This is a genomic window from Zoogloea sp. (assembly GCF_041914405.1).
Lineage (GTDB): Bacteria > Pseudomonadota > Gammaproteobacteria > Burkholderiales > Rhodocyclaceae > Zoogloea.
The window spans coordinates 93,498-113,469 of record NZ_JAYSDK010000009.1 but is presented as its reverse complement, the minus strand read 5'-3'; the positions used below and the strand labels follow the sequence as shown (position 1 = coordinate 113,469).

11 protein-coding genes are annotated in these 19,972 nt (G+C 66.0%); 2 read left to right on the top strand and 9 right to left on the bottom strand.

Annotated elements, in window-relative coordinates:
* The 3 genes from ACE3RX_RS07795 to ACE3RX_RS07785 form a co-directional block, all read right to left on the bottom strand.
* On the bottom strand, positions 1-6,995 hold a 6,995-nt coding region (locus tag ACE3RX_RS07795; RefSeq protein ID WP_374482033.1), incomplete at its 3' end, for a tandem-95 repeat protein.
* A gap of 388 nt (positions 6,996-7,383) precedes the next feature.
* Positions 7,384-7,860 (bottom strand): glutaredoxin family protein, encoded by a 477-nt coding sequence (locus ACE3RX_RS07790; protein ID WP_374482031.1) that lies wholly within the window; start codon positions 7,858-7,860, stop codon positions 7,384-7,386.
* The gene (locus ACE3RX_RS07785) at positions 7,857-9,926 is read right to left on the bottom strand and encodes a M3 family metallopeptidase (RefSeq protein WP_374482029.1); all 2,070 of its coding nucleotides are present in this window, start codon (positions 9,924-9,926) and stop codon (positions 7,857-7,859) included. The genes ACE3RX_RS07790 and ACE3RX_RS07785 overlap by 4 nt, the downstream gene beginning before the upstream one ends.
* Positions 9,927-10,029: 103 nt before the next feature.
* On the opposite strand from ACE3RX_RS07785, the gene ACE3RX_RS07780 reads away from it, so the two are divergent.
* Positions 10,030-10,902 (top strand): HDOD domain-containing protein, encoded by an 873-nt coding sequence (locus tag ACE3RX_RS07780; RefSeq protein ID WP_374482027.1) that lies wholly within the window; start codon positions 10,030-10,032, stop codon positions 10,900-10,902.
* A 122-nt stretch (positions 10,903-11,024) separates the two neighbouring features.
* On the opposite strand, the gene ACE3RX_RS07775 is transcribed toward ACE3RX_RS07780, so the two are convergent.
* The 6 genes from ACE3RX_RS07775 to ACE3RX_RS07750 form a co-directional block, all read right to left on the bottom strand.
* Positions 11,025-11,957 (bottom strand): phosphoribosylaminoimidazolesuccinocarboxamide synthase, encoded by a 933-nt coding sequence (locus tag ACE3RX_RS07775; protein WP_374482025.1) that lies wholly within the window; start codon positions 11,955-11,957, stop codon positions 11,025-11,027.
* A 109-nt stretch (positions 11,958-12,066) separates the two neighbouring features.
* Positions 12,067-13,368 (bottom strand): DUF3422 family protein, encoded by a 1,302-nt coding sequence (locus tag ACE3RX_RS07770; RefSeq protein ID WP_374482023.1) that lies wholly within the window; start codon positions 13,366-13,368, stop codon positions 12,067-12,069.
* Positions 13,369-13,501: 133 nt separating this feature from the next.
* A complete protein-coding gene (locus ACE3RX_RS07765; protein ID WP_374482021.1) occupies positions 13,502-13,855 on the bottom strand; it encodes a hypothetical protein in 354 nt (117 codons plus the stop codon).
* Positions 13,856-14,043: 188 nt separating this feature from the next.
* The gene (fba, locus tag ACE3RX_RS07760; RefSeq protein ID WP_374482019.1) at positions 14,044-15,108 is read right to left on the bottom strand and encodes a class II fructose-bisphosphate aldolase; all 1,065 of its coding nucleotides are present in this window, start codon (positions 15,106-15,108) and stop codon (positions 14,044-14,046) included.
* A 111-nt stretch (positions 15,109-15,219) separates the two neighbouring features.
* Positions 15,220-16,683, bottom strand: a complete 1,464-nt coding sequence (pyk, locus tag ACE3RX_RS07755) for a pyruvate kinase (RefSeq protein ID WP_374482017.1) — start codon at positions 16,681-16,683, stop codon at positions 15,220-15,222.
* A 75-nt stretch (positions 16,684-16,758) separates the two neighbouring features.
* Positions 16,759-18,675, bottom strand: a complete 1,917-nt coding sequence (locus ACE3RX_RS07750) for a CHASE domain-containing protein (protein ID WP_374482015.1) — start codon at positions 18,673-18,675, stop codon at positions 16,759-16,761.
* Between the two features lie 231 nt (positions 18,676-18,906).
* On the opposite strand from ACE3RX_RS07750, the gene rfbB reads away from it, so the two are divergent.
* Positions 18,907-19,965, top strand: coding sequence for a dTDP-glucose 4,6-dehydratase (rfbB, locus tag ACE3RX_RS07745; protein WP_374482013.1), 1,059 nt, complete (start codon positions 18,907-18,909; stop codon positions 19,963-19,965).
* Positions 19,966-19,972: the final 7 nt, after the last annotated feature.

The following is a 19,972-nucleotide window of genomic DNA, read 5'->3' as shown; positions in this document are numbered from 1 at the left end:
AGGCCGGCGCTGTCGTTGTCGGCGTTGGTCACGCCGACGGTGCCGGTTTTGGCGCTGTAGTTGCCGTCGGTGGAGCTGCTGGTGGCGGTCAGGGTGTAGGCGATGTCGCCATCGACCAGATCGTCGTTTGCGCCGGTAACGGTGACGGTCTGCGCGGTGTTCCAGTTGGCCGCGGTGAAGGTCAGGGTGGTGGCGCTCAGGCTGCCTTCGGTGGCGTCCAGGCCGGTCAGGGTGACGGTGACGTCGGCGGTGGGCTGGGAGTTGAGCTTGACGGTGAAGCTGTCGGTGCTCCCGCTCTCGCTGGTGGTCAGCGTGGCCTTGCTGAGGGTGAGGCCGGCGCTGTCGTTGTCGTCGTTGGTGACGTTCACCGAGCCGGTCTTGCCGTCGTAGTTCGAGTCACCGGAGGTCGCGGACAGATCCACGGTGTAGCCGATGGCGCCATCGATCAGGGGGTCGTCCACGCCGGTGACGGTGACAGTCTGCGGGGTGTCCCAGTTGCTGGCGTTGAAGCTCAGGCTGGCGGGGGTGACGCTGCCCTCGGTGCTGTCGTTGCTTGAGGTGGCGACGGTAACGGTGCCGGTCGGCTGGCTGGACAGCTTGACTGTGAAGGTGGCAGTGCCGCCCGCTTCAGTGGTGTGGGCGCTGATGGCGCCCAGCACCAGGCCGGCGCTGTCGTTGTCGGCGTTGGTCACGCCGACGGTGCCGGTTTTGGCGCTGTAGTTGCCGTCGGTGGAGCTGCTGGTGGCGGTCAGGGTGTAGGCGATGTCGCCATCGACCAGATCGTCGTTTGCGCCGGTAACGGTGACGGTCTGCGCGGTGTTCCAGTTGGCCGCGGTGAAGGTCAGGGTGGTGGCGCTCAGGCTGCCTTCGGTGGCGTCCAGGCCGGTCAGGGTGACGGTGACGTCGGCGGTGGGCTGGGAGTTGAGCTTGACGGTGAAGCTGTCGGTGCTCCCGCTCTCGCTGGTGGCCAGGGTTGCCTTGCTGAGGGAGATGCCGGGGCCGTCGTTGTCATTGATTGACCCCGCGCCGCTGGCGCCCGCCGGGTTCTTCACGGTACCGGTGATGGCGCCGGTGGAAAGGGTCAGGCTCTCGGCGGATTCCGCCGAGGCGTCGTCTACCGTGGCCAGGCGCAACAGAAGGGAGCTTTCTCCGGCGGCGATCGTCACCGTGCCGGTGACGGTGTTGTAGCTCAAGCCGCCGTCGGTGGACACTTCCAGGGCGGTTGCGGCGGCAGTGTCGGTTCCCACGGTGGCGCCGTCACCGATCTGGCCGACGACGGGCGTGAAACTGATGTCGTGGGCGGACAGCTTGTCGAGGCTGACGGTGAAGACGATGGCATCGCCTTCCGTAACGGTCGAACCGGCGACGGAAATGGTTGGCTTGTCGTTGTCGGCCGTGCCGGCCGTCGGGGTGGCCGACTGGTTCGTGCCAAGGAAGATGTTCGTGCTGCTGCCGTCGTCCTTGATGGTGACGGTGCCGCTGGCCGCCCCCCCATTGGTGACCGTACCGGTGATAGCGCCGGTGCTGATCGTGAAGGTCTCGGCCCCCTCATAGAGGTCGTCGTGGCTGATCGGGGCACGCAACAGGATGCTGGTGTCGCCGGCGGCAATTGTCAGACTACCGGTGACGGGCGTCCACGCGGTGCCGTCGAAGTATTCCAGCCCGGTGCCGAAATCGGTGCCCCCGGTGGCGCTGCCATCGCTGCTGCTCGGCGTGAACGACACGTCGGACAACGAAGGGTGGGACAGGGACACGCTGACCACAGCGTATTCCGAGGCCTCGCTGACGGTGACGCTGCTGACGGAAACGGTCGGGACGTCGTTGTCCAGCCCGGCGTTGCTGCTGGTGGGAACGCCACCGGTCAGCGTGCCGTCGTATTTGCTGCCGCTGCCATCATCGACGATGGAGGTTTCGGCCGAGGCCGACTTGCCGGCGCCGGTGCTGGTGGAGGCCGTGAGCGTGAAGGTTTCGGTGCCTTCGTAGGTGTTGTCTTGTTCGCTGCTGATGTTGGCGCGGACGTAGACGACGCCGGTACCGCTGCCCAGCGCGCCGGGTACGGCAGGCTGGCTGCTGGAACTGTAGGTGGTCCAGGTGGTGCCGTCGTAGGAGTACTGCAGGGTGAAGCCGCCGATGGTTGCCGGGGCGGTGCCGCTGCCGCTCAGGCTGAGGGCCAGGTTTTCGCCGGCGGTGGCGGTCACCGTGAACATCGCGTAGGTGGAGCCCTCATTGACGGGGCCGGCCGCGCTGACGCTCACGGACAGGTCGTTGTCGAGTCCGGTGGCGGTGGTGGTGGCGCTGCCGCCGCTCAGGGTACCGTCATATTTCAGGCCGGTGCCGTCATCCATGATGATGGCGGTGCCGGTGTAGCCGATACCGCTGCCATTGGTGGCGGTCAGGCCGAAGTTCTCGGGGCCTTCATAAATGTCGTCAGGGTTGATGGCGACCCGGACAAACAGGCTGCCATCGGCGGCCAGGGTGGCGGAGGTGGCGTACGAGTCCCAGTGCGAGGTGCCCGGATTCCAGACTTCCAGCGCGCTCGCGTAGTCGGCGGTGGCGGTGGCCGAGCCGCTGGCGAGCGCCAGGGTGATCACCTGGGCCGCGGCGCCGGTGATCTTGAAGACGGCGTGGGACGAGGCTTCGTTGACGGTGAGGTCGGTGACGGTCAGGGGGCGGTCGTCGTCCAGGCTGGCGGGGTAGCCGACACCGGACGTGTCGGGGGTGCCGGTGGTGTTGCCTTCCAGGAAGATGGCGCCGGTGCCGTCGTCGGCGATGCTGCTGGTGTTGGTGGTGCCACTGCCGGCGCCGTTGGAGGCGGTCAGTTGCAGGGACTCCACGCCTTCGTGGGTGGTGTCCTGGAGCACGGGCAGGCGCACCAGCAGGGTGGTGCCGGCCATGGTCACCGGCGTGCCGGAGTAGGCTTGCCAGCTGCTGCCGTCGAAGTACTGGAGGTTGCTGATGAAGTCGGTGCCGCTGGTGGCGGAGGTGCCGCTGACGGACAGGCTCACCAGTTGGCCGGCTGCGCCACCGACCGTGAAGAACACGAAGGGGGAAGCCTCGTTGACCGCCGTGCCGCTGACGGTGAGGGGGCGGTTGTCGGCGGTCACGGTGATGCCGACCACGTCCGTGTCGGTGAGGCCGAGGGCGTCGGTGCTGATCATGCGCAGGGCATCCGCGCCCGAATAGCCGCTGGTCGGTGTGTAGATCACCGTGCCGAGCATGGCCTGGACATCGGCGGCGCTGCCGGACAGCAGCAGGGGGCTGGCGTCCGTGCCGGCGCCGCTGAGGGTGCCGGCGCCGCTGGCGGTGGCCGACAGGCTGCCGTGGGATACGCTGAGGGCGACCGCGCTGCTGGTGGCCAGGTTACCGTCGGGGTCGGTGACGGACAGGCCGCTGATGGCCTTGGTCTCATAGCTGGCCAGGGTCTGGCTTGCGGGCACGGTGTTGACGGGCGCGTCGTTGGCGCCCGTGACGGTGATGCTGAGTACCGCCGTGTCGGTCAGGCTGCCGTCGCTGACGGTGTAGTTGAAGCTGTCGGTGACGGTGGTTCCGGCCGCCAGCGAATTGGCCGCCGTTTCATTGACGGTGTAGGTGTAGCTGCCGTTGGTGTTCAGGGTCAGTGTGCCGTAGCTGCCGTCAAGGCCGCTGCCCAGGCTTCCGGCGGTGCCGGCGCCTTCGGTGCCGCCGACGCGGATGGCCGAGACGACCTTGGTGCTGCCGTTGTCCACATCGGTGTCGTTGGTCAGCACATTGCCGCTGGCGCCCTGGCCGGTTGTGCCATTGGCGGTGCCGCCGGCCTCGGTGGCCCAGCCCACGTCGTCCGTGGCAACCGGGGCGTCGTTGGCGCCGTTGACGGTGACAGTCAGGGTCGTCGTGGAGAAGTTGCCGCCGCTGTCGGTGATGCGGTAGCTGAACACGTCGGTGAGGTGTTCGCTGCTATTGAGCGCATCGACGGTGCTGTTGGAACTGCTCGCCGTGTAGGTGTAGGTGCCGTCGTTCTTGATCGACAGGTCGCCGTAACGGCCGTGAATCACTACGTCGGTGGCGCCCACGGTCGTGTAGCTGGCGTCGGTCGGGCCGGCTGCAGCCACGACGGAGATCGATCCAGCGACGTTGGGCGTCGTGTCGGTGCCGGCCCCGGAGGCGGGCGTCACGTCACCGGTGACTTGTCCCGTGCCCGTGCCGTTATTGGTGCCGCCCTTTTCCGTCACGCTGGCGGTATCGGCGACGGCGGTCGGCGCGGCGGCCGCTGCCACGTTGATGGTGACGGTAAGGGTCGCGGTGGCGGTCGCGTTGCTCGAATCCTTGACCTGGTAGGAGAACTGGTCCGTGGCTCCGTTCGATACGCCGGTATCGGTCACCGTGTAGGTATAGGAGCCGTCAGACTGCAGCAGCAGGGTGCCGTGGGTCCCGGTGAGGGTAGCGCCGCTGGAGCCAATCGTGACATCGGTGCCGACCGTTGCCGTCAGGGCCTTGTCGATTGTCACGAGGCTAAAGCCGCCCGTCGCGGTGGTGACACCCGTGACCTTGGTGCCGCTGGGAATCCCGGTACCGGTGATGTCCATGCCGGCGCTGATTGTGCCGACCGGCGTGTCCATTGCGATCACGGTCGACGAGGACGTTACCAGGGTGGCGACCGTATCGCCGGTACCTCCAACGGTGATTGCCTGGCCAGCCGTCAGTGCGGCAGGCGTACTGATCGTCAGCGTCTTGGAGCTTCGGGCCGTAACCGTAGTGCCGGCGGGAATGCCGTTCCCCGTTACCGCATCGCCGACGGCTGCGCTGGCATTGCCGACCGTGAACACCGTGTACGTCGTCCGCTCGCCGGTCGGGGAGATGCTGGTCGATCCAATCGTTGAGGCGGTTCCCGCATTGAAGGCGCTGCCGGCGTTGGCGAGCACGACGGAGAACGTATCGCCGCTATCCGGATCGGAGTCGTTGGTCTTGACGTTGCCGCTGGGATTCGAGCGGTAGCTCGACGTGGCACTCCAGATGGCCTGGGCGGCGTCGTTCACCGCGGTGGGTGCGTCGTTGACCGCCGTGACGTTGAGGGTGATGGTGTTGGGCGTCGGGTCGAGGTTCTTGCCGCCGTTGGCGGTACCGCCGTCGTCCTGCACCTGGAAGGTGAAGCTGGCGTAGCTGGTGCCGTTGGCGTTGCTGGCGGGCGTGTAGGTCAGCTTGCCTGCCGCGATGTCGGCGGCGCTGATCAACTGGCCGGCGGTGACCGCAACGTTGTTTAGCTTGAGGCTGCCGGCCTGGGGCAGCGTGGCGATGAGGACTGCGCCGAGGGCGTTGGCGGATGCATCGGTCGGGTCGGTGAAGCCGAAGTCGCTGGCAGCGAAGGTCTTCGTGCTGTCTTCGTCGATGGTCAGCGTTGCATCGCTGCCCGCGGGGGCGTCATTGACGGGCGTGACGTTGACCGTGAGGGTGTTGTCACCGCTGAACAGGGCGCCGTCCCCGACCTGGAATTTCAGGGTCGTGTAGGCAGTGCCGTTCCCGTTGGCGGCCGGGGTGTACACCAGTTTGCCGGCGCTGATGTCGCTGGCATTGATGGATTGCCCGCTGCTGACCGCGGTGCCGTTGAGCGTGAGGGTTCCCAGAGCGGGCAGGGTCGTAATCTTGACTGCGGCGAGCGGTGTGCCTTCGGCGTCGCTGTAGCTGCCGAAGTTCGCCAGGGACAGAATTTTCCCCGCGTCCTCGAGGGTGGTCACGCTTGCATCGGTGGACGTCGGGGCGTCGTTGACCGGCGTGATCGTGAAAGTCAGGCTGGCGGAGCTGCTGCCGCCGTTGCCGTCCGAAGTCGTGTAGCGGATGACCGGAACGCTGCCGTTGTAGTTGGGCAATGGGGTAAAGCTGTAAGCCCCGCTGGCGTCCAGGGTGAAGGTGCCGACGCCCGCAATGGTGTTGGACGCACCGAGGGTGCCTGCCACGCCGCCGATGGTGAAGCTGGTGACGGTCAGCGCATCGCCGTTGGCGTCGGTGTCGTTGGTTAGCACATTGCCGCTGGCCGGGTTGTCTTCATTGAGCGTGACGGCGTCGTTGACGGCGGCCGGCGCGCTGTTGACCGGCAAGACGCTGTTCATCGAGCTGTCGACCCGGTCGGAGCTGCTGCCGATGTTGGCCGTGCTGTTGAAGTAGCTGTTGTCCAGGCTCAGGATGAAGGCGGTATCCGCTGCCGAGCCATTGTTGTTGTGATCGTTGTCGAGCCAGACGTAGAAGCCCTTGACCACGCCACCCACCTTGATCGGGCGGCTGGCCAGGCCGTCGAAGGTGATCGTCGTTCCACCTGCGTTCTTGTAGCTGATGGTGCCCAGCACGTTGTTGCCGGAGAACTGGATGCCGGCCTGGCTGAAGGTGACGTTGTTGGAGGACAGGGGCGTCGTGTTGATCGTGACGCTGTTGGTTTCTTCCCCGTAAAAGGTATCGGATGCGCCGCTGGCGGTGGTGGTGTAGATACCCTGGAGCTTCAGGGTGACGAGCTGGTGGTTCCAGCTGGCCGTTGCCTGGGTTCCGAAGACCAGGGCGCCATCCAGCGGGTCCTGCCGCTGCGGGGCTTGAAGTGACCAGTGCCGCTCGCCCGAGTCGCTGTCCCAGCCCAGGCGTCCCTTCGAGACAAAAACTTCTGCTCCGGTGAGGCGCGACAGCGTCTCGGCGAATTCATGGTTCAGCCCGAGTTCGCACACCCACAGGGCTACCCGGCGCACATTCCAGTGCATGAGCAGATGGGCGTTGCGCAGCAGGCTGCCTTGATCCACCCAGTTGCCGCCGATCTCGAAGCCGCCAATGTGCCCGTGGGCCACGATGTGCAGTACGTCCAGCGTTTCTCCGGCGAGCGCGGTGGTCAGAGCCTGCAGTGCGTCGTGGGCTTCGCCCAGGCAGAGGGTGGGAGCCTTGGCGTCCTGGATGAGCGTCAGGATCTCCGGTGCAAGACCGTCCGCAATGATCAACTCGTGCTTGCGGCTCCCTTGCAGGATCTGGGGAGCGGATGTGTGCAACATGGCTGTCGTTCTCGGGTGAAGGTTGTTTCTGGGCGGTGCCTTGGTAAGGGGGTTCCTACACTAAAGGCGATGCCGTGGGCATTGCAAGCAGCGGCTGGTTGGAGCGTGAGCTGGAGGATGGGCCGGCTTAAGGGTTGAAATGATGAACTACGGATCGATAGCGATTCGTTAAATGGTGTTATAAACGTTATTTTTAATAATTTTCACATAATCGGCATTATTGATAGTGTGACGATGTTGTCAGTGCGGCCCTGAAAACCAAAATGGCCTCTCCTCGGTATGAGGAGAGGCCATTCGGTCGGACTTTGTGGCGCGGCCTGTTCGTAGCGGCAAGCGCCGTCGGTGTCAGGCCCTGGAGGGCCCGGGTGCATGGCGCTGGGAGTGCGGGTCAGGGCTGTTTCGTTGTTGGGTAGCCGGCCTCGCTCAGCAGGCTGTTCCAGCCCGCCTCGGCGAAGCCGCTCTCCAGCGTCTTGCCCACCAGCAGGCTCGGCGCGACCGGGTCCTTGCTGAAGCGACTCTTGAAGGCCGCGACTTCGGCCTCGGTCTGCAGCAAGGCTTCCGAGAACGGAATCCCGCGTTTGTTGAGCAGCGTGCGCGCGCTATCGCAGGCCTGGCCGCAGTCCTTGCCCACGTAGAGGGTCACCGGAAAATCGGCGGCAGCCTTGCGGGTAGCATAGGACTGCTGCTGGGCGTTGGCGCGGTTGGCTTGCAGCTTGCGCTCCTCGAACTTCTTCACGGACTGGGGCGGCGGCTGGTCGCTGTATTGCACGCGTCCCTTTTCGTCCACCCAGCGGTAGGCGTTCTGGGCCGCCGCCGGCAGTGCGGCGGCCAGAAGCAGCAAGCCGAACAGCCGCCGGGCCGTCATGCCGGCACCATGCCGCTGTGGCGCAGCAGGGCGTCCACCTGCGGTTCACGACCACGGAAGGCCTTGAAGGAGTCGAGCGCCGGGCGGCTGCCGCCGACGGCGAGGATCTCGTTCCAGAAGCGTTCGCCGGTGTGGGCGTCGAGCACGCTGCCCTTCGGGCGCCCCTCTTCCTCGAAGGCGGCGAAGGCGTCGGCCGACAGCACCTCGGCCCACTTGTAGCTGTAGTAGCCCGCCGCGTAGCCGCCGGCGAAGATGTGACTGAAGCTGTTGGGGAAGCGGTGCCAGGCCGGTGGGGTGAGCACGGCGACCTCCTTGCGGACTTCGGCGAGCAGATCCATGACGTCCCGCTGGGCAGGGTCGAAGTCCATGTGGATCAGCAGGTCGAACAGGGAGAACTCTAGCTGGCGCACGGTCTGCATGCCGCTCTGGAAGTTCTTGGCGGCGAGCATCTTGTCGAACAGTTCCTTCGGCAGCGGCGCACCGGTCTCGCTGTGGGCGGTCATCTCGCGCACCACGTCCCATTCCCAGCAGAAGTTCTCCATGAACTGGCTGGGCAGCTCGACGGCATCCCACTCGACGCCGTGGATGCCGGACACCGCCAGGTCGTCCACCTTGGTCAGCAGGTGGTGCAGGCCGTGGCCGCTCTCGTGGAACAGAGTGATCACGTCGTCGTGGCTGAAGGTGGCCGGCTTGCCGCCGACCGGGCCGGGGAAGTTGCACACCAGGTAGGCCACCGGCGTTTCGATGCCGCTGGCGAGACGGCGGCGGGTGATCGCCGAGTCCATCCAGGCGCCGCCCTTCTTGGTGTCACGGGCGTAGAGGTCGAGGTAGAACTGGCCGACCAGCTGGCCGTCGCGCTCGATGCGGAAGAAGCGCACGTCCGGATGCCACACCGGGCCGGTGTCGGGTTTGATGCTGACGCGGTAAAGCTTCTGGATCACGCCGAACAGGCCGTCGAGCACCTTGGGTTCGGGCAGGTATTCCTTCACTTCCTGTTCGGAGAAGGCGTAGCGGGCGACGCGCAGCTTCTCGGAGACATAGGCTACGTCCCACGGTTCGAGCGGGTCGAGGCCCAGTTCGTCCTTGGCGAAGGCCTTCAGCTCGGCCAGGTCGCGCTCGGCAAAGGGCTTGGCCTTGGCGGCCAGCTCGCGCAGGAAGCCGAGGACCTGTTCCGGCGTATCGGCCATTTTGGGCACCAGCGATACCTCGGCGTAGTTCTTGTAGCCCAGCAGCGTAGCCTCCTCGGCGCGCAGGGCGAGGATCTGCTTGATCAGCGGGCCGTTGTTCCACTCCGCCTTGCTGAAGCCGTTGTCAATCTCGGCGGCGCGGGTGGCATAGGCGCGATAAAGGGTTTCGCGGAAGCCCCGGTTGTCGGCATACTGCATGACCGGTAGATAGGATGGCATCTTGAGGCCGAACTTCCAGCCGGTGGCGCCGGCCTTCTCGGCGGCCTCGCGGGCCGCGGCGATGACGTCGTCGGGGAGGCCGGCCAGCTGGGCTTCGTCGGTGACGATGTGGGAGAAGGCGTTGGTGGCGTCAAGGAGGTTTTCGGAGAACTTGGCGCCGAGGCCGGCGAGTTCTTCCTGAATGGCCTGGAAGCGGGGCTTCTGCTCGTCCGGCAATTCCGCACCGGAGAGGCGGAAGCCGCGTAGCTCGTTGTCGATGATGCGCTGGCGGGCCGGGCTCAAGGTAGCGAACTCGGGGCCGTTCTTGATGGACTTATACTTCTGGAAGAGCTTCAGGTTCTGCCCCAGCTCGGCATAGAAACGGGTGACCTCCGGCAGCATCGCGTTGTAGGCTTCACGCCATTCGGGGGTGTCCATCACGCTGTGCATGTGGGCGGCGACACCCCAGGCACGGCCGAGGCGTTCTCCTTCGTTTTCGATGGGCTCGACGAAGTTGGCCCAGGTGGGCGTGGCAGGATCGTCCTGCAGGCGTTCGACGGTGGCGCGCAGGGCGTCCAGCAGGCTGCGGACGGCGGGTTCCACGTGGGCCGGCTCAATCGCGTCGAAGCGTGGCAGGCCGGAGAGTTCGAGCAGGGGCGAGGTGGCTGGGGTGTTGGTCATGTTCTTTGGGTGATCGGTTGAGTGGTTTTATTGTGCCGAATTCTGCGCGGAGTGTCGCCCTTGGCGACAGGCGCGGAGCGGCCGGGTTGAGGGGGAACGAACAGTGAGCGACAAGGCATTGAATCTGGCGGAGCAGGCTTTCCTGCATACCGTTACCAAGGAGCTGGAGGAGGGCGAGCTGCGCTTTCCGACCTCGATGGAAGTCACGATGCGGGTGCTCGAGGCCCTCGACGTGCCCGACATGGAGGTGTCGAAGATCTCCGCGATGGTGTCGGCCGAACCCTTGCTGGCGGCGCGGACCGTGGCCCTTGCCAATTCGGTCTGGTACAACCCGAGCGGACGCCTGGTGACCGATGTTCCGAAGGCGCTGGTGCGCATCGGCTTTGGCAAGCTGAGGGCGCTGGCGATGGCGGTGACCGCCGAGCAGTTGCTGCACCGGGACATGCTGGGGCCGTACCAGCCGTTGATCCGCAAGCTGTGGGCCCACAGTGTGGATGTGGCGGCAACCGCCTGCGTGCTGGCCCGCCGGTGCACCCGGCTCGATCCGGATGCGGCCTTCTTTGCCGGCATGGTGCATGACATCGGCCAGTTCTTCCTGCTGGCGCGGGTGTGGGAATACCCGGAGATGCTCAGCGAAGACAGTCCCCTGTCGGACCTGGTGCGGATCTGGCACGCGCCGGTTGGTCGGGCGGTGCTGGCGGCGATGAACATGCCGCGGGAACTGGTGGATGCCGTGGACAACCCGGAGATCTATGGCGGCTCCTGGCCTCCGACCACGGTCTCCGACCTGATCTTCATCGCCAACCTGGTGGCCGAGACACGCAATCCCTTCACGCCGGAGACGGAAACCGAGGATCTGCGTCACGGCCTCGCCAAGGCGGCGACGCTCGGCCTGGATGAAGTCAAGCTGGCGGAAGTGCTGGAAGAGTCGGCGGAAGAACGCAAGGCACTGATCGACATCTTCCACGTGGGCTGACGAGGCTGTAAACGACACAACCCGCCGTAGCGGGTTGTGTCCGGGACGATCACCTTCCTGGTGTGCGAGCCGGGGCGTGAACCCGTTTGGGCGAATGCATTCGCCCAAACACGGTGTCCACCTTACAGCGTGTTGCCGGTCAGCTTCTCGTAGGCTTCCACGTACTTGGCCGCGGTGCGTGCGACAACCTCTTCCGGCAGCTTGGGCCCCGGGGCGACCTTGCCCCAGTCCAGGGTTTCCAGGTAGTCGCGCACGTACTGCTTGTCGTAGCTCGGCGGGCTGATGCCTTCGGCGTAGCTGTCGGCAGGCCAGAAGCGCGAGGAGTCAGGCGTCAGGGCCTCGTCGATGAGGTGCAGCGTGCCGGCGGCATCGATGCCGAACTCGAACTTGGTGTCGGCGATGATGATGCCGCGGGTGGCGGCATAGTCGGCGGCCTCGGTGTACAGGCGGATCGCTGCGTCGCGGGCTTCGGCCACCAGCTGGGCGCCGGTTTTGCCGGTGCCCTTGAGGGCGTCGGCGAGCAGTGCGTCGGTGCGTGTCTGGGCCTGTTCGAAGCTGATGTTCTCGTCGTGATCGCCGACGTCGGCCTTGCTGGCCGGGGTGAAGATCGGGGACGGCAGCTTCTGGGCCTGCTTGAGGCCGGCCGGTAGCTCGATGCCGCAGATGGCGCCGGTGTCCTGGTAGTCCTTCCAGCCGGAGCCGATCACGTAGCCGCGCACCACCGCCTCGATGGGCAGCGGGGTGAGGCGCTTGACGACCAGCGCGCGGCCGCGCACCTGCTCGGCTTCGTCAGAAGCGACGACGCTGGCCGGGTCGATGCCGGTCAGCTGGTTGGGGACGATGTGACCGAGCTTGGCGAACCAGAAGTTGGCCATGGCGGTGAGCACTTCGCCTTTGCGGGGAATGGGATCCGGCAGGATCACGTCGAAGGCCGACAGACGGTCGGAGGTGACGATGAGCAGCTTGTCGGCGTCGATGGCGTAGATGTCACGCACCTTGCCGCGGCCCAGCAGGGGCAGGCTGCGGATGGAGGATTCGAAGAGCGGAGTGGTCACGGTCTGTCAGGTCCGTTGGACAAAACGCGATTATACCGACGCAGCGTGAGCTGAGTGAGTGACGCTCATGTTCCGTGGAGGCGAACCCCTCTGGCTCCACGGAACATGCTTACGAATGGCCCTCGGCGGCGGCCAGATGCTTGCGCATGCGATGGGTACCGACGGCGACCAGCGCGGCGATGACCGGGATCGCCACCGCGGTGATGCCTTCCGGCGTGAAGGGTTCGATGTAGTGCTTCACGCCCTTGGCCAGGTATTGCACCAGCTGCGAGGCGTAGTAGGTGATGGCCACCACCGACAGGCCTTCGACGGTTTCCTGCAGGTGCAACTGGAGCTTGGCGCGGCGGTTCATCTGGGCCAGCAGCTCCTGGTTCTGACGTTCCAGTTCGACCTCGACGCGGGTGCGCAGCAACTGGCTGTTGCGCGCCACGCGGCTGGACAGGTCTTCCTGGCGGCGGGCCATCGTCACGCAGGTGTTCATCGCCGGCAGCAGGCGGCGCTCCATAAATTCGTGGAAAGTCGGCAGGCCGCTGATGCGCTGTTCGCGCAGTTCGGTGATCCGCTGCATGACCAGGCTGTGATAGGCCCGTGCGGCGCCGAAGCGGAAGGTGGTGCGGGCCACCGAGTGCTCGATCTCCGCAGCCATGGTGGTCAGGTCGGCCAGGACGCTGCGCTCGTCTTCCGGGTTGCGGGCCGAGCCGGTGCGGTCCATCAGGTCGGCGAGGCGCTGCTCCGCAGCGCCGATCGTGCGGCCGACGTCCTTGGCCACCGGGAAGGCTAGCAGGGCCATCAGGCGGTAGGTCTCGATCTCGACCAGGCGTTGCACGGTGCGGCCGGCCTGGCGGCGGGTCAGGGAGACGTCGATGATCAGGAAGCGCGAGAAGCCTTTCTCGAACAGGAAATCGGTGAACACCCAGGCAGCGCCATCGGCCACCTTGGCACCGACCATCTGGTTGCCGGTCGGCGACAGCTTTGCCATCACGCTCTCGGGGGTGATTTCGGCGACGCTGCGCAGTTCCACGTGGGTGGCGACGATCAGCTTGCCGGGCATGCTGCGCAGCCAGGCCTCCGGCACTACGGCCAGCGCCGAAGTGGGCTGGTCGAGGCCCTCACCGTGACTGACCTTGCGGAAGAAGGTGTAACTGGAGAACTCGTTGTGCAGTTCCCACTTGAGCTGGAAGCTGCCGAAGTCGATCAGGCTGTGGCGGCCGTCGCTGTCGATCGGGCGCTCGAGGAGCTTGCCGAGGGCGAGCAGATGCTGCAGCGCGGCGTCGGGGGCGTCCTCCGCGTGGTGCATCGCCAGGTAGCTGATCAGCTGGGGGCTTTCCAGCGGCACCGGTGGCCGGGCGTGGAATTCGTCGTTGAGGGCCTGGCGCTGGTCGTGCTCGATGAATAGGTCGGGCAGGGTCATGGTGGCGGCTCTGCGGCGCTGTCGGCCGGACTGGGTCGGGCCGTCATCTTGCCGTTACGGCAGGGGCGCTGGCAAGGGTGCCTGCCGCAGCGGCGTGCAGCGGGTCACTCTGAATGTTGCGGCGCAACAACGATCAGCGTAAGAGGCTGGCGACGAACGCGACGGCAAGCAGCAGCAGGCCGCCGCCGAGAATCTGCACGCGGCGGCGCAGGGCCTCGGCGGCACGCACGAGTTCGGCGTTCTGGGCGGCGAGCAGTTCGGCGCTGTCCTGCTGGCGGGCCTCAAGCTCGGCAAGGCGGGCATCGATGGCGCCAAAACGGGAATCGGGATCGGTGGTCGCCGGCGCGGCAGGTGCTTCCGTTTCGTCGGCGTGATGCTTGCCGACCTTTTGCCACAGCTTGCGGGCGCCCTTGGCGACGGTCGGGGCATGGGCGATTACGTCGGACCAGGGGATTGCGCTGAACAGGGCGGACCAGGGGGCGGCCATCGGGGGCTCCTTTGGAACGGGGGGAACGGGTTAGGTAAAGGGGGCGTAGGGCTGGCTGTTGGGCAGGCGGGAGGGCGAACAAGTTCGCCGCGACAGGACGCTTGCAGGATGCTCCATGGAAAACGGGGCCGTCAGGCCCCGTTCGATGACTACCGGCGAGACAGGGGAGAGCGTTCCCCGTATCTGGCTCAGCGGACGATCTGGTTCAGCTCACCGCTCTTGTAGCGTGCAGCGATCTTGTCCAGGGATACCGGCTTGATCTTGCTGGCGTTGCCGGCGGTGCCGAAGGCCTCGAAGCGGGCCTTGCAGACCAGCTTGGCGGCTTCGCGGGCCGGCTTGAGGAACTCGCGCGGGTCGAACTTGGAGGGGTTCTCGACGAAGAACTTGCGCACCGCGCCGGTCATGGCCAGACGGATGTCGGTGTCGATGTTGATCTTGCGCACGCCGTACTTGATGCCACGGACGATTTCCTCGACCGGCACGCCGTAGGTTTCCTTCATGTCGCCGCCGTACTCGCGGATGATCTCCAGCAGCTCCTGCGGCACCGAGGAGGAACCGTGCATCACCAGATGGGTGTTGGGGATGCGGGCGTTGATTTCCTTGATGCGCTCGATGGCGAGGATGTCGCCGGTGGGCTTGCGGGTGAACTTGTAGGCGCCGTGGCTGGTGCCGATGGCGATGGCCAGGGCGTCCACGTTGGTCTGGCGGACGAAGTCGGCGGCCTGGTCGGGGTCGGTCAGCATCTGGGAGTGGTCCAGCGTGCCTTCGGCACCGATGCCGTCTTCTTCGCCGGCCTGGCCGGTTTCGAGGGAGCCCAGGCAGCCCAGTTCGCCTTCGACGCTGACGCCGATGGCGTGGGACATCTCGACCACGCGGCGGGTCACGTCCACGTTGTATTCGTAGGAGGACGGGGTCTTGCCGTCTTCGAGCAGGGAGCCGTCCATCATCACCGACGAGAAGCCGGAGCGGATGGCGCCCTGGCAGACGGCGGCGGACTGGCCGTGGTCCTGGTGCATGACCACCGGGATGTGCGGGTAGGCCTCGACGGCGGCATCGATCAGGTGACGCAGGAAGGCCTCGCCGGCGTATTTGCGGGCGCCGGCGGAGGCCTGCATGATCACCGGGCTGTCGGTTTCCGCAGCCGCTTCCATGATGGCCTGGACTTGTTCGAGGTTGTTGACGTTGAACGCGGGCAGGCCATAGCTGTTTTCGGCAGCGTGGTCGAGAAGCTGGCGCATGGAAACGAGAGGCATGGTTTTTCTCCGATGGCCGGAAGATCGGCCGGGTATAGACGTAAAAAACGGAATTCTAGCGTGGCGGCATGCCGCCTGCGCGTTTGGCGGGGCAGGAGTTTATCCCGTAATTCATGCCGTTGTGCTGAATGCTTGCAGGGGGCCGGGCTTCGGGGTGTCGCCGACACGCACGATCTTCATCGTGTTGGTGCCGCCAGCGGCGCCGATGGGCTCGCCGATGGTGAGCACGATAAGGTCGCCGTACTGCACGACGCCCTGTTCGAGCAGGATCTGCTCGGCTTCCCAAAGCAGCACGTCGCGGTCGGCGTGGACTTGCGACATCAGCAGCGGGTAGACCTCCCGGTAGAGGGTCATCTGGTTGCGTGCCGAGATCTCCGGCGTCAGCGCGTAGATCGGCACGCCGCTGTTCAGGCGGCTCATCCACAGGGCAGTGGAGCCGGTCTGGGTGAGGGAGGCGATGGCCTTTACCTTCAAGTGGTAGGCGGTCCACATCGCTGCCATGGCGATGGACTGGTCGATGCGCGTGAACACCCGGTCGAGGAAGTCCCGGTCCATCGTCACTTCGGTGGATTTCTCGGCTTCGAGGCAGATGCGCGACATGGATTCGACAACCTCCACCGGGAACTTGCCGGAGGCGGTCTCGGCGGACAGCATCACCGCGTCGGTGCCGTCTAGCACCGCGTTGGCCACATCGGACACTTCGGCGCGGGTCGGTACCGGGCTGTGGATCATCGACTCCATCATCTGGGTGGCGGTGATGGCGAGTTTGTTCTTCTCGCGGGCCAGCCGGATCATGCGTTTCTGCAGCGCCGGCACGGCGGCGTCGCCCACTTCGACGGCCAGGTCGCCGCGGGCCACCATGATGCCGTCGCTGGCGTCGAGGATCTCCTCGAGGTTGGCAACCGCTTCGGTGCGTTCGATCTTGGCGATCAGTACCGCGCTGCTGCCCGCGGCGCGGAGCAGCTGGCGGGCCATGTACATGTCGGCGGCGCCCTTGGGGAAGGAGATGGCGACGAAATCCACCCCGATCAGCGCGGCGGTCTTGATGTCTTCCATGTCCTTGGCCGTCAGCGCCGGGGCGGTGAGGCCGCCACCCTGGCGGTTGATGCCCTTGTTGTTGGACAGCTCGCCACCCACCTTGACCTTGGTGTGGATCTCGTGGCCGAGCACGCGCTCGACGCTCAGCTTGAGGCGGCCGTCGTCGAGGAGCAGCACGTCACCGGGCTTCACGTCGCGGGGCAGATCCTTGTAATCGAGGCCGACCCGGTGGGCGTTGCCAAGCTCGCACTGGGCGTCGAGGATGAAGGCGGCGTCCTTGTGCAGGGTGACCTTGCCCTCCTCGAACTTGCCGACACGGATCTTCGGGCCCTGCATGTCGGCGAGGATGCCGACCGGCCGCCCCACCAGTTGGGACACCTCGCGGACCTGGCGGGCGCGGGCGATATGGTCGTCCGCCTTACCGTGGGAGAAGTTCAGGCGCACCACGTCCACGCCGGACTGCACGAGGCGTTCGAGCACGGAGGCGTCGGAGGAGGCGGGGCCGAGGGTGGCGACGATCTTGGTATGACGGGACATGGTGTCTCCAGGTGTGGGCGCGACGGACGGCGGGGATTCTAGAAGGAGGTCCGGCGGCAAGTAAATCGCGGCGTTTCAAGCGGCGTCGGTGGCCGCCGTGGTTCCGTCGCGGCCACCCTGCTTGGCGCGGTACATGGCGGTGTCGGCGCTGCGGGTGAGGGTTTCCAGATCCTGGCCGTGGTCGGGATAGAGGGCGATGCCGATGCTTACCGAGACGGAGCAGGGCTGCCCGTCCAGCGAGAAGGGTGCGCTGATCGCCCGGCGGATCTTGTCGGCGACGTGCAGGGCTTCGTCCACACTGTGCACGTCGTGGAGCAGGGCCAGGAATTCGTCGCCGCCCTGGCGGGCGAGCATGTCGCTGGCCCGCAGGCAGCGGCGCATGCGGCGCGCGGTTTCGATCAGAAGGGCGTCACCGGCGGCGTGGCCGAGGCTGTCATTGACCTCCTTGAAGTGGTCCAGGTCGAGGAACAGCAGCGCGAAGCGTGTCTGGTGGCGCTGGGCAATCAGCAGGCTGTTGTTCATCTGCTCCATGAACATGGCGCGGTTGGTCAGGCCGGTCAGTGGGTCGTGGGTGGCGAGATAGCGGATGCGCTCCTCCGACGCTTTGCGCTCCGATATATCGGTGAGGGTCAGGATCGAGCCCAGCAGTACACCGCCGTCGTCGATGTGGGGGGCATGGGTGATGATGAGGGTGACCAGCCGTCCGTCGGCATTGCGCACCTGTTCTTCCCAAGTGGCTGCTTCGCCGCGGCGCAGGCGTTCGATGAGGAAGTCGCGGTGAGCGGCGTCTTCGGCCGGCCACAGGCTGTCGAAGCGGCGGCCGAGCAGTTCCGTCTCCGGGAAGCCGAGCAGCTTGAGCAGGCGCGGGTTGAGATAGGTGAAGCAGAGCTGGGCGTCGAGGGCGGCGATGCCGTCCTCGGAAAGATTGACCAGGGTGGCATAGCGGGCCTCGCTGCGGCGCAGGGAGGCGCTGATGCGGGTCAGTTCGAGGGCCCGCTGGCGGGCGGCGCAGAAGAACGTGGTCAGCAGCACGAACAGGCCGGCGATCAGCACGATGGCCGCCTGCTCAAGACGCCATTCGGGAGGCGTGGCGGCCAGTTCCGGCGTGCTGTCGAAGACCAGTGTCCACACCCGGCCGTCCATCTCCAGTGTGCTGCGGCTGCCCAGCCTGCTCTGTTCCGGTAGATCAGGGTGGCTGTCGAAGAGCAGCGTCGCGGGGGTCGGGTCGTGGCCGTCGTAGATCCGCAGGTGCACGCGGGGAGTTGTGTCCCCGAGGGTGCCGGTGATCAGGTCGTTCATGCGGAAAGGGCTGTACACCCAGCCGAGGAAGGCGGCCTCGCGCTGGGCCGGGGTGGCCAGGGGCGCGTCCTGCCGGAAGACCGGCAGATAGAGCAGGACCCCGGCCTGGGGAGCGGTGGCGGTCTCCTGTACCAGCCTGACCTTGCCGCTGAGGCTGGGGGTCCCCAGCTCGCGGGCACGCGCCATTGCGGCGTGGCGCACCGGCTCCGAGTACATGTCGAAACCGAGGGCCCGCTGATTGCGCCAATCGAGAGGTTCCAGGTAGAGGATCGCGGTGTATTCGGCGCGCTTGCCGGGGGGGCTCAGCTGGTAGCCAGCGAAGCCCTGTTGATGCATCGCCCGTTCGTGCCGGCTCACCTCGGTGGCTGGCACTGGTACCGCAAACCCGACCCCCTGGATGCCGGGATAGTCCTCAGGCAGGCGCAGGGCGTCTACGTATTGTCGCCATTCCTCGCGGGTTACCTCGCGGGAGGCCGCAAACAGGGCCCTGGCGCCGCGGAGGACCTGCCGGTAGGCCTTGACGCGCTCGTCGATCTTCAGCGCGATCTCGCTGCTTTTCGCATCGAAGACCCGCTGCTGGGTTTCCTGGTGGGCTGCCTCGATACGCTGCCAGGCCATGCCACCCGCGACCGTCCCCAGAATGAGGGCGGTCAGGCTCGGAATGACTATCGCAGGCCGCAGGTAGCGCAGCATCCTGTCCTCTTCAAAGACCGTGAAACCCTTCCATCATGCCGTAATTCCTCGACCCCGACGGCATTCTCCGCACAGAATCAGTGCCACACTCTGGTTGCCGCGAGCGCAGCTTTTCGATGGGTGAGATAATGCAGCGGCTTGTCGAGCGGATGTCACCAGGCTTTGGCGACGGGTGTTGCGGCGGGCCAGGTTTGTCATAATTCACACTGAATAGTTTAACCAAGGACTTCCATGATTCTCGTAACCGGCGGCGCTGGCTTCATCGGCGCCAACTTCGTACTGGACTGGCTCGCAACCCGTGACGAGCCGGTGCTCAATCTGGACGCCCTGACCTACGCGGGCAACCGCGAGAACCTGGCCTCCCTGGAGGGCGACGCGCGGCACGTGTTTGTGCACGGCGACATCTGCGACCGCGCCCTGATCGACCGTCTGCTGGCCGAACACCAGCCGCGCGCGATTGTGCACTTTGCCGCCGAAAGCCACGTGGACCGCAGCATCCACGGCCCGGGCGAATTCATGCGCACCAACGTCGAAGGCACCTTCACCCTGCTCGAAGCCGCCCGTGCCTACTGGCAGGGCCTCGACGGCGAAGCCAAGGCCGCCTTCCGCTTCCATCACGTGAGCACCGACGAAGTTTACGGCTCCCTCGGCCCGAACGACCCGGCCTTCACCGAAACCAAGACCTACGAACCGAACAGCCCGTACTCCGCCAGCAAGGCCGCCTCCGACCACCTTGTGCGCGCCTGGCACCACACCTACGGCCTGCCGGTCACCACCAGCAACTGCTCCAACAACTACGGGCCGTACCACTTCCCCGAGAAGCTGATCCCGCTGATCATCAGTAACGCCCTGGCCGGCAAGCCCCTGCCTATCTACGGCGACGGCCAGCAGATCCGCGACTGGCTGTACGTCACCGACCACTGCAGCGCCATCCGCGCCATCCTCGACAAGGGCACCCCCGGCGAGGTCTACAACGTCGGCGGCTGGAACGAGAAGCCCAACATCGACATCGTCAAGACCCTCTGCGCGCTGCTCGACGAACTCAAGCCCGACCCCGCCGGCAGCTACAGCCGCCTCATCACCTACGTCGCCGACCGCCCTGGCCACGACCGCCGCTACGCCATCGATGCCCGCAAGATCGAACGCGAACTCGGCTGGCGCCCGGCCGAAACCTTCGAAACCGGCATCCGCAAGACCGTCGAGTGGTACCTCGCCCACCAGGACTGGGTCGCCCACGTGCAAAGCGGCGCCTACCGCGAATGGGTCGAAAAGAACTACGCCGCCCGCTGAAGGACGC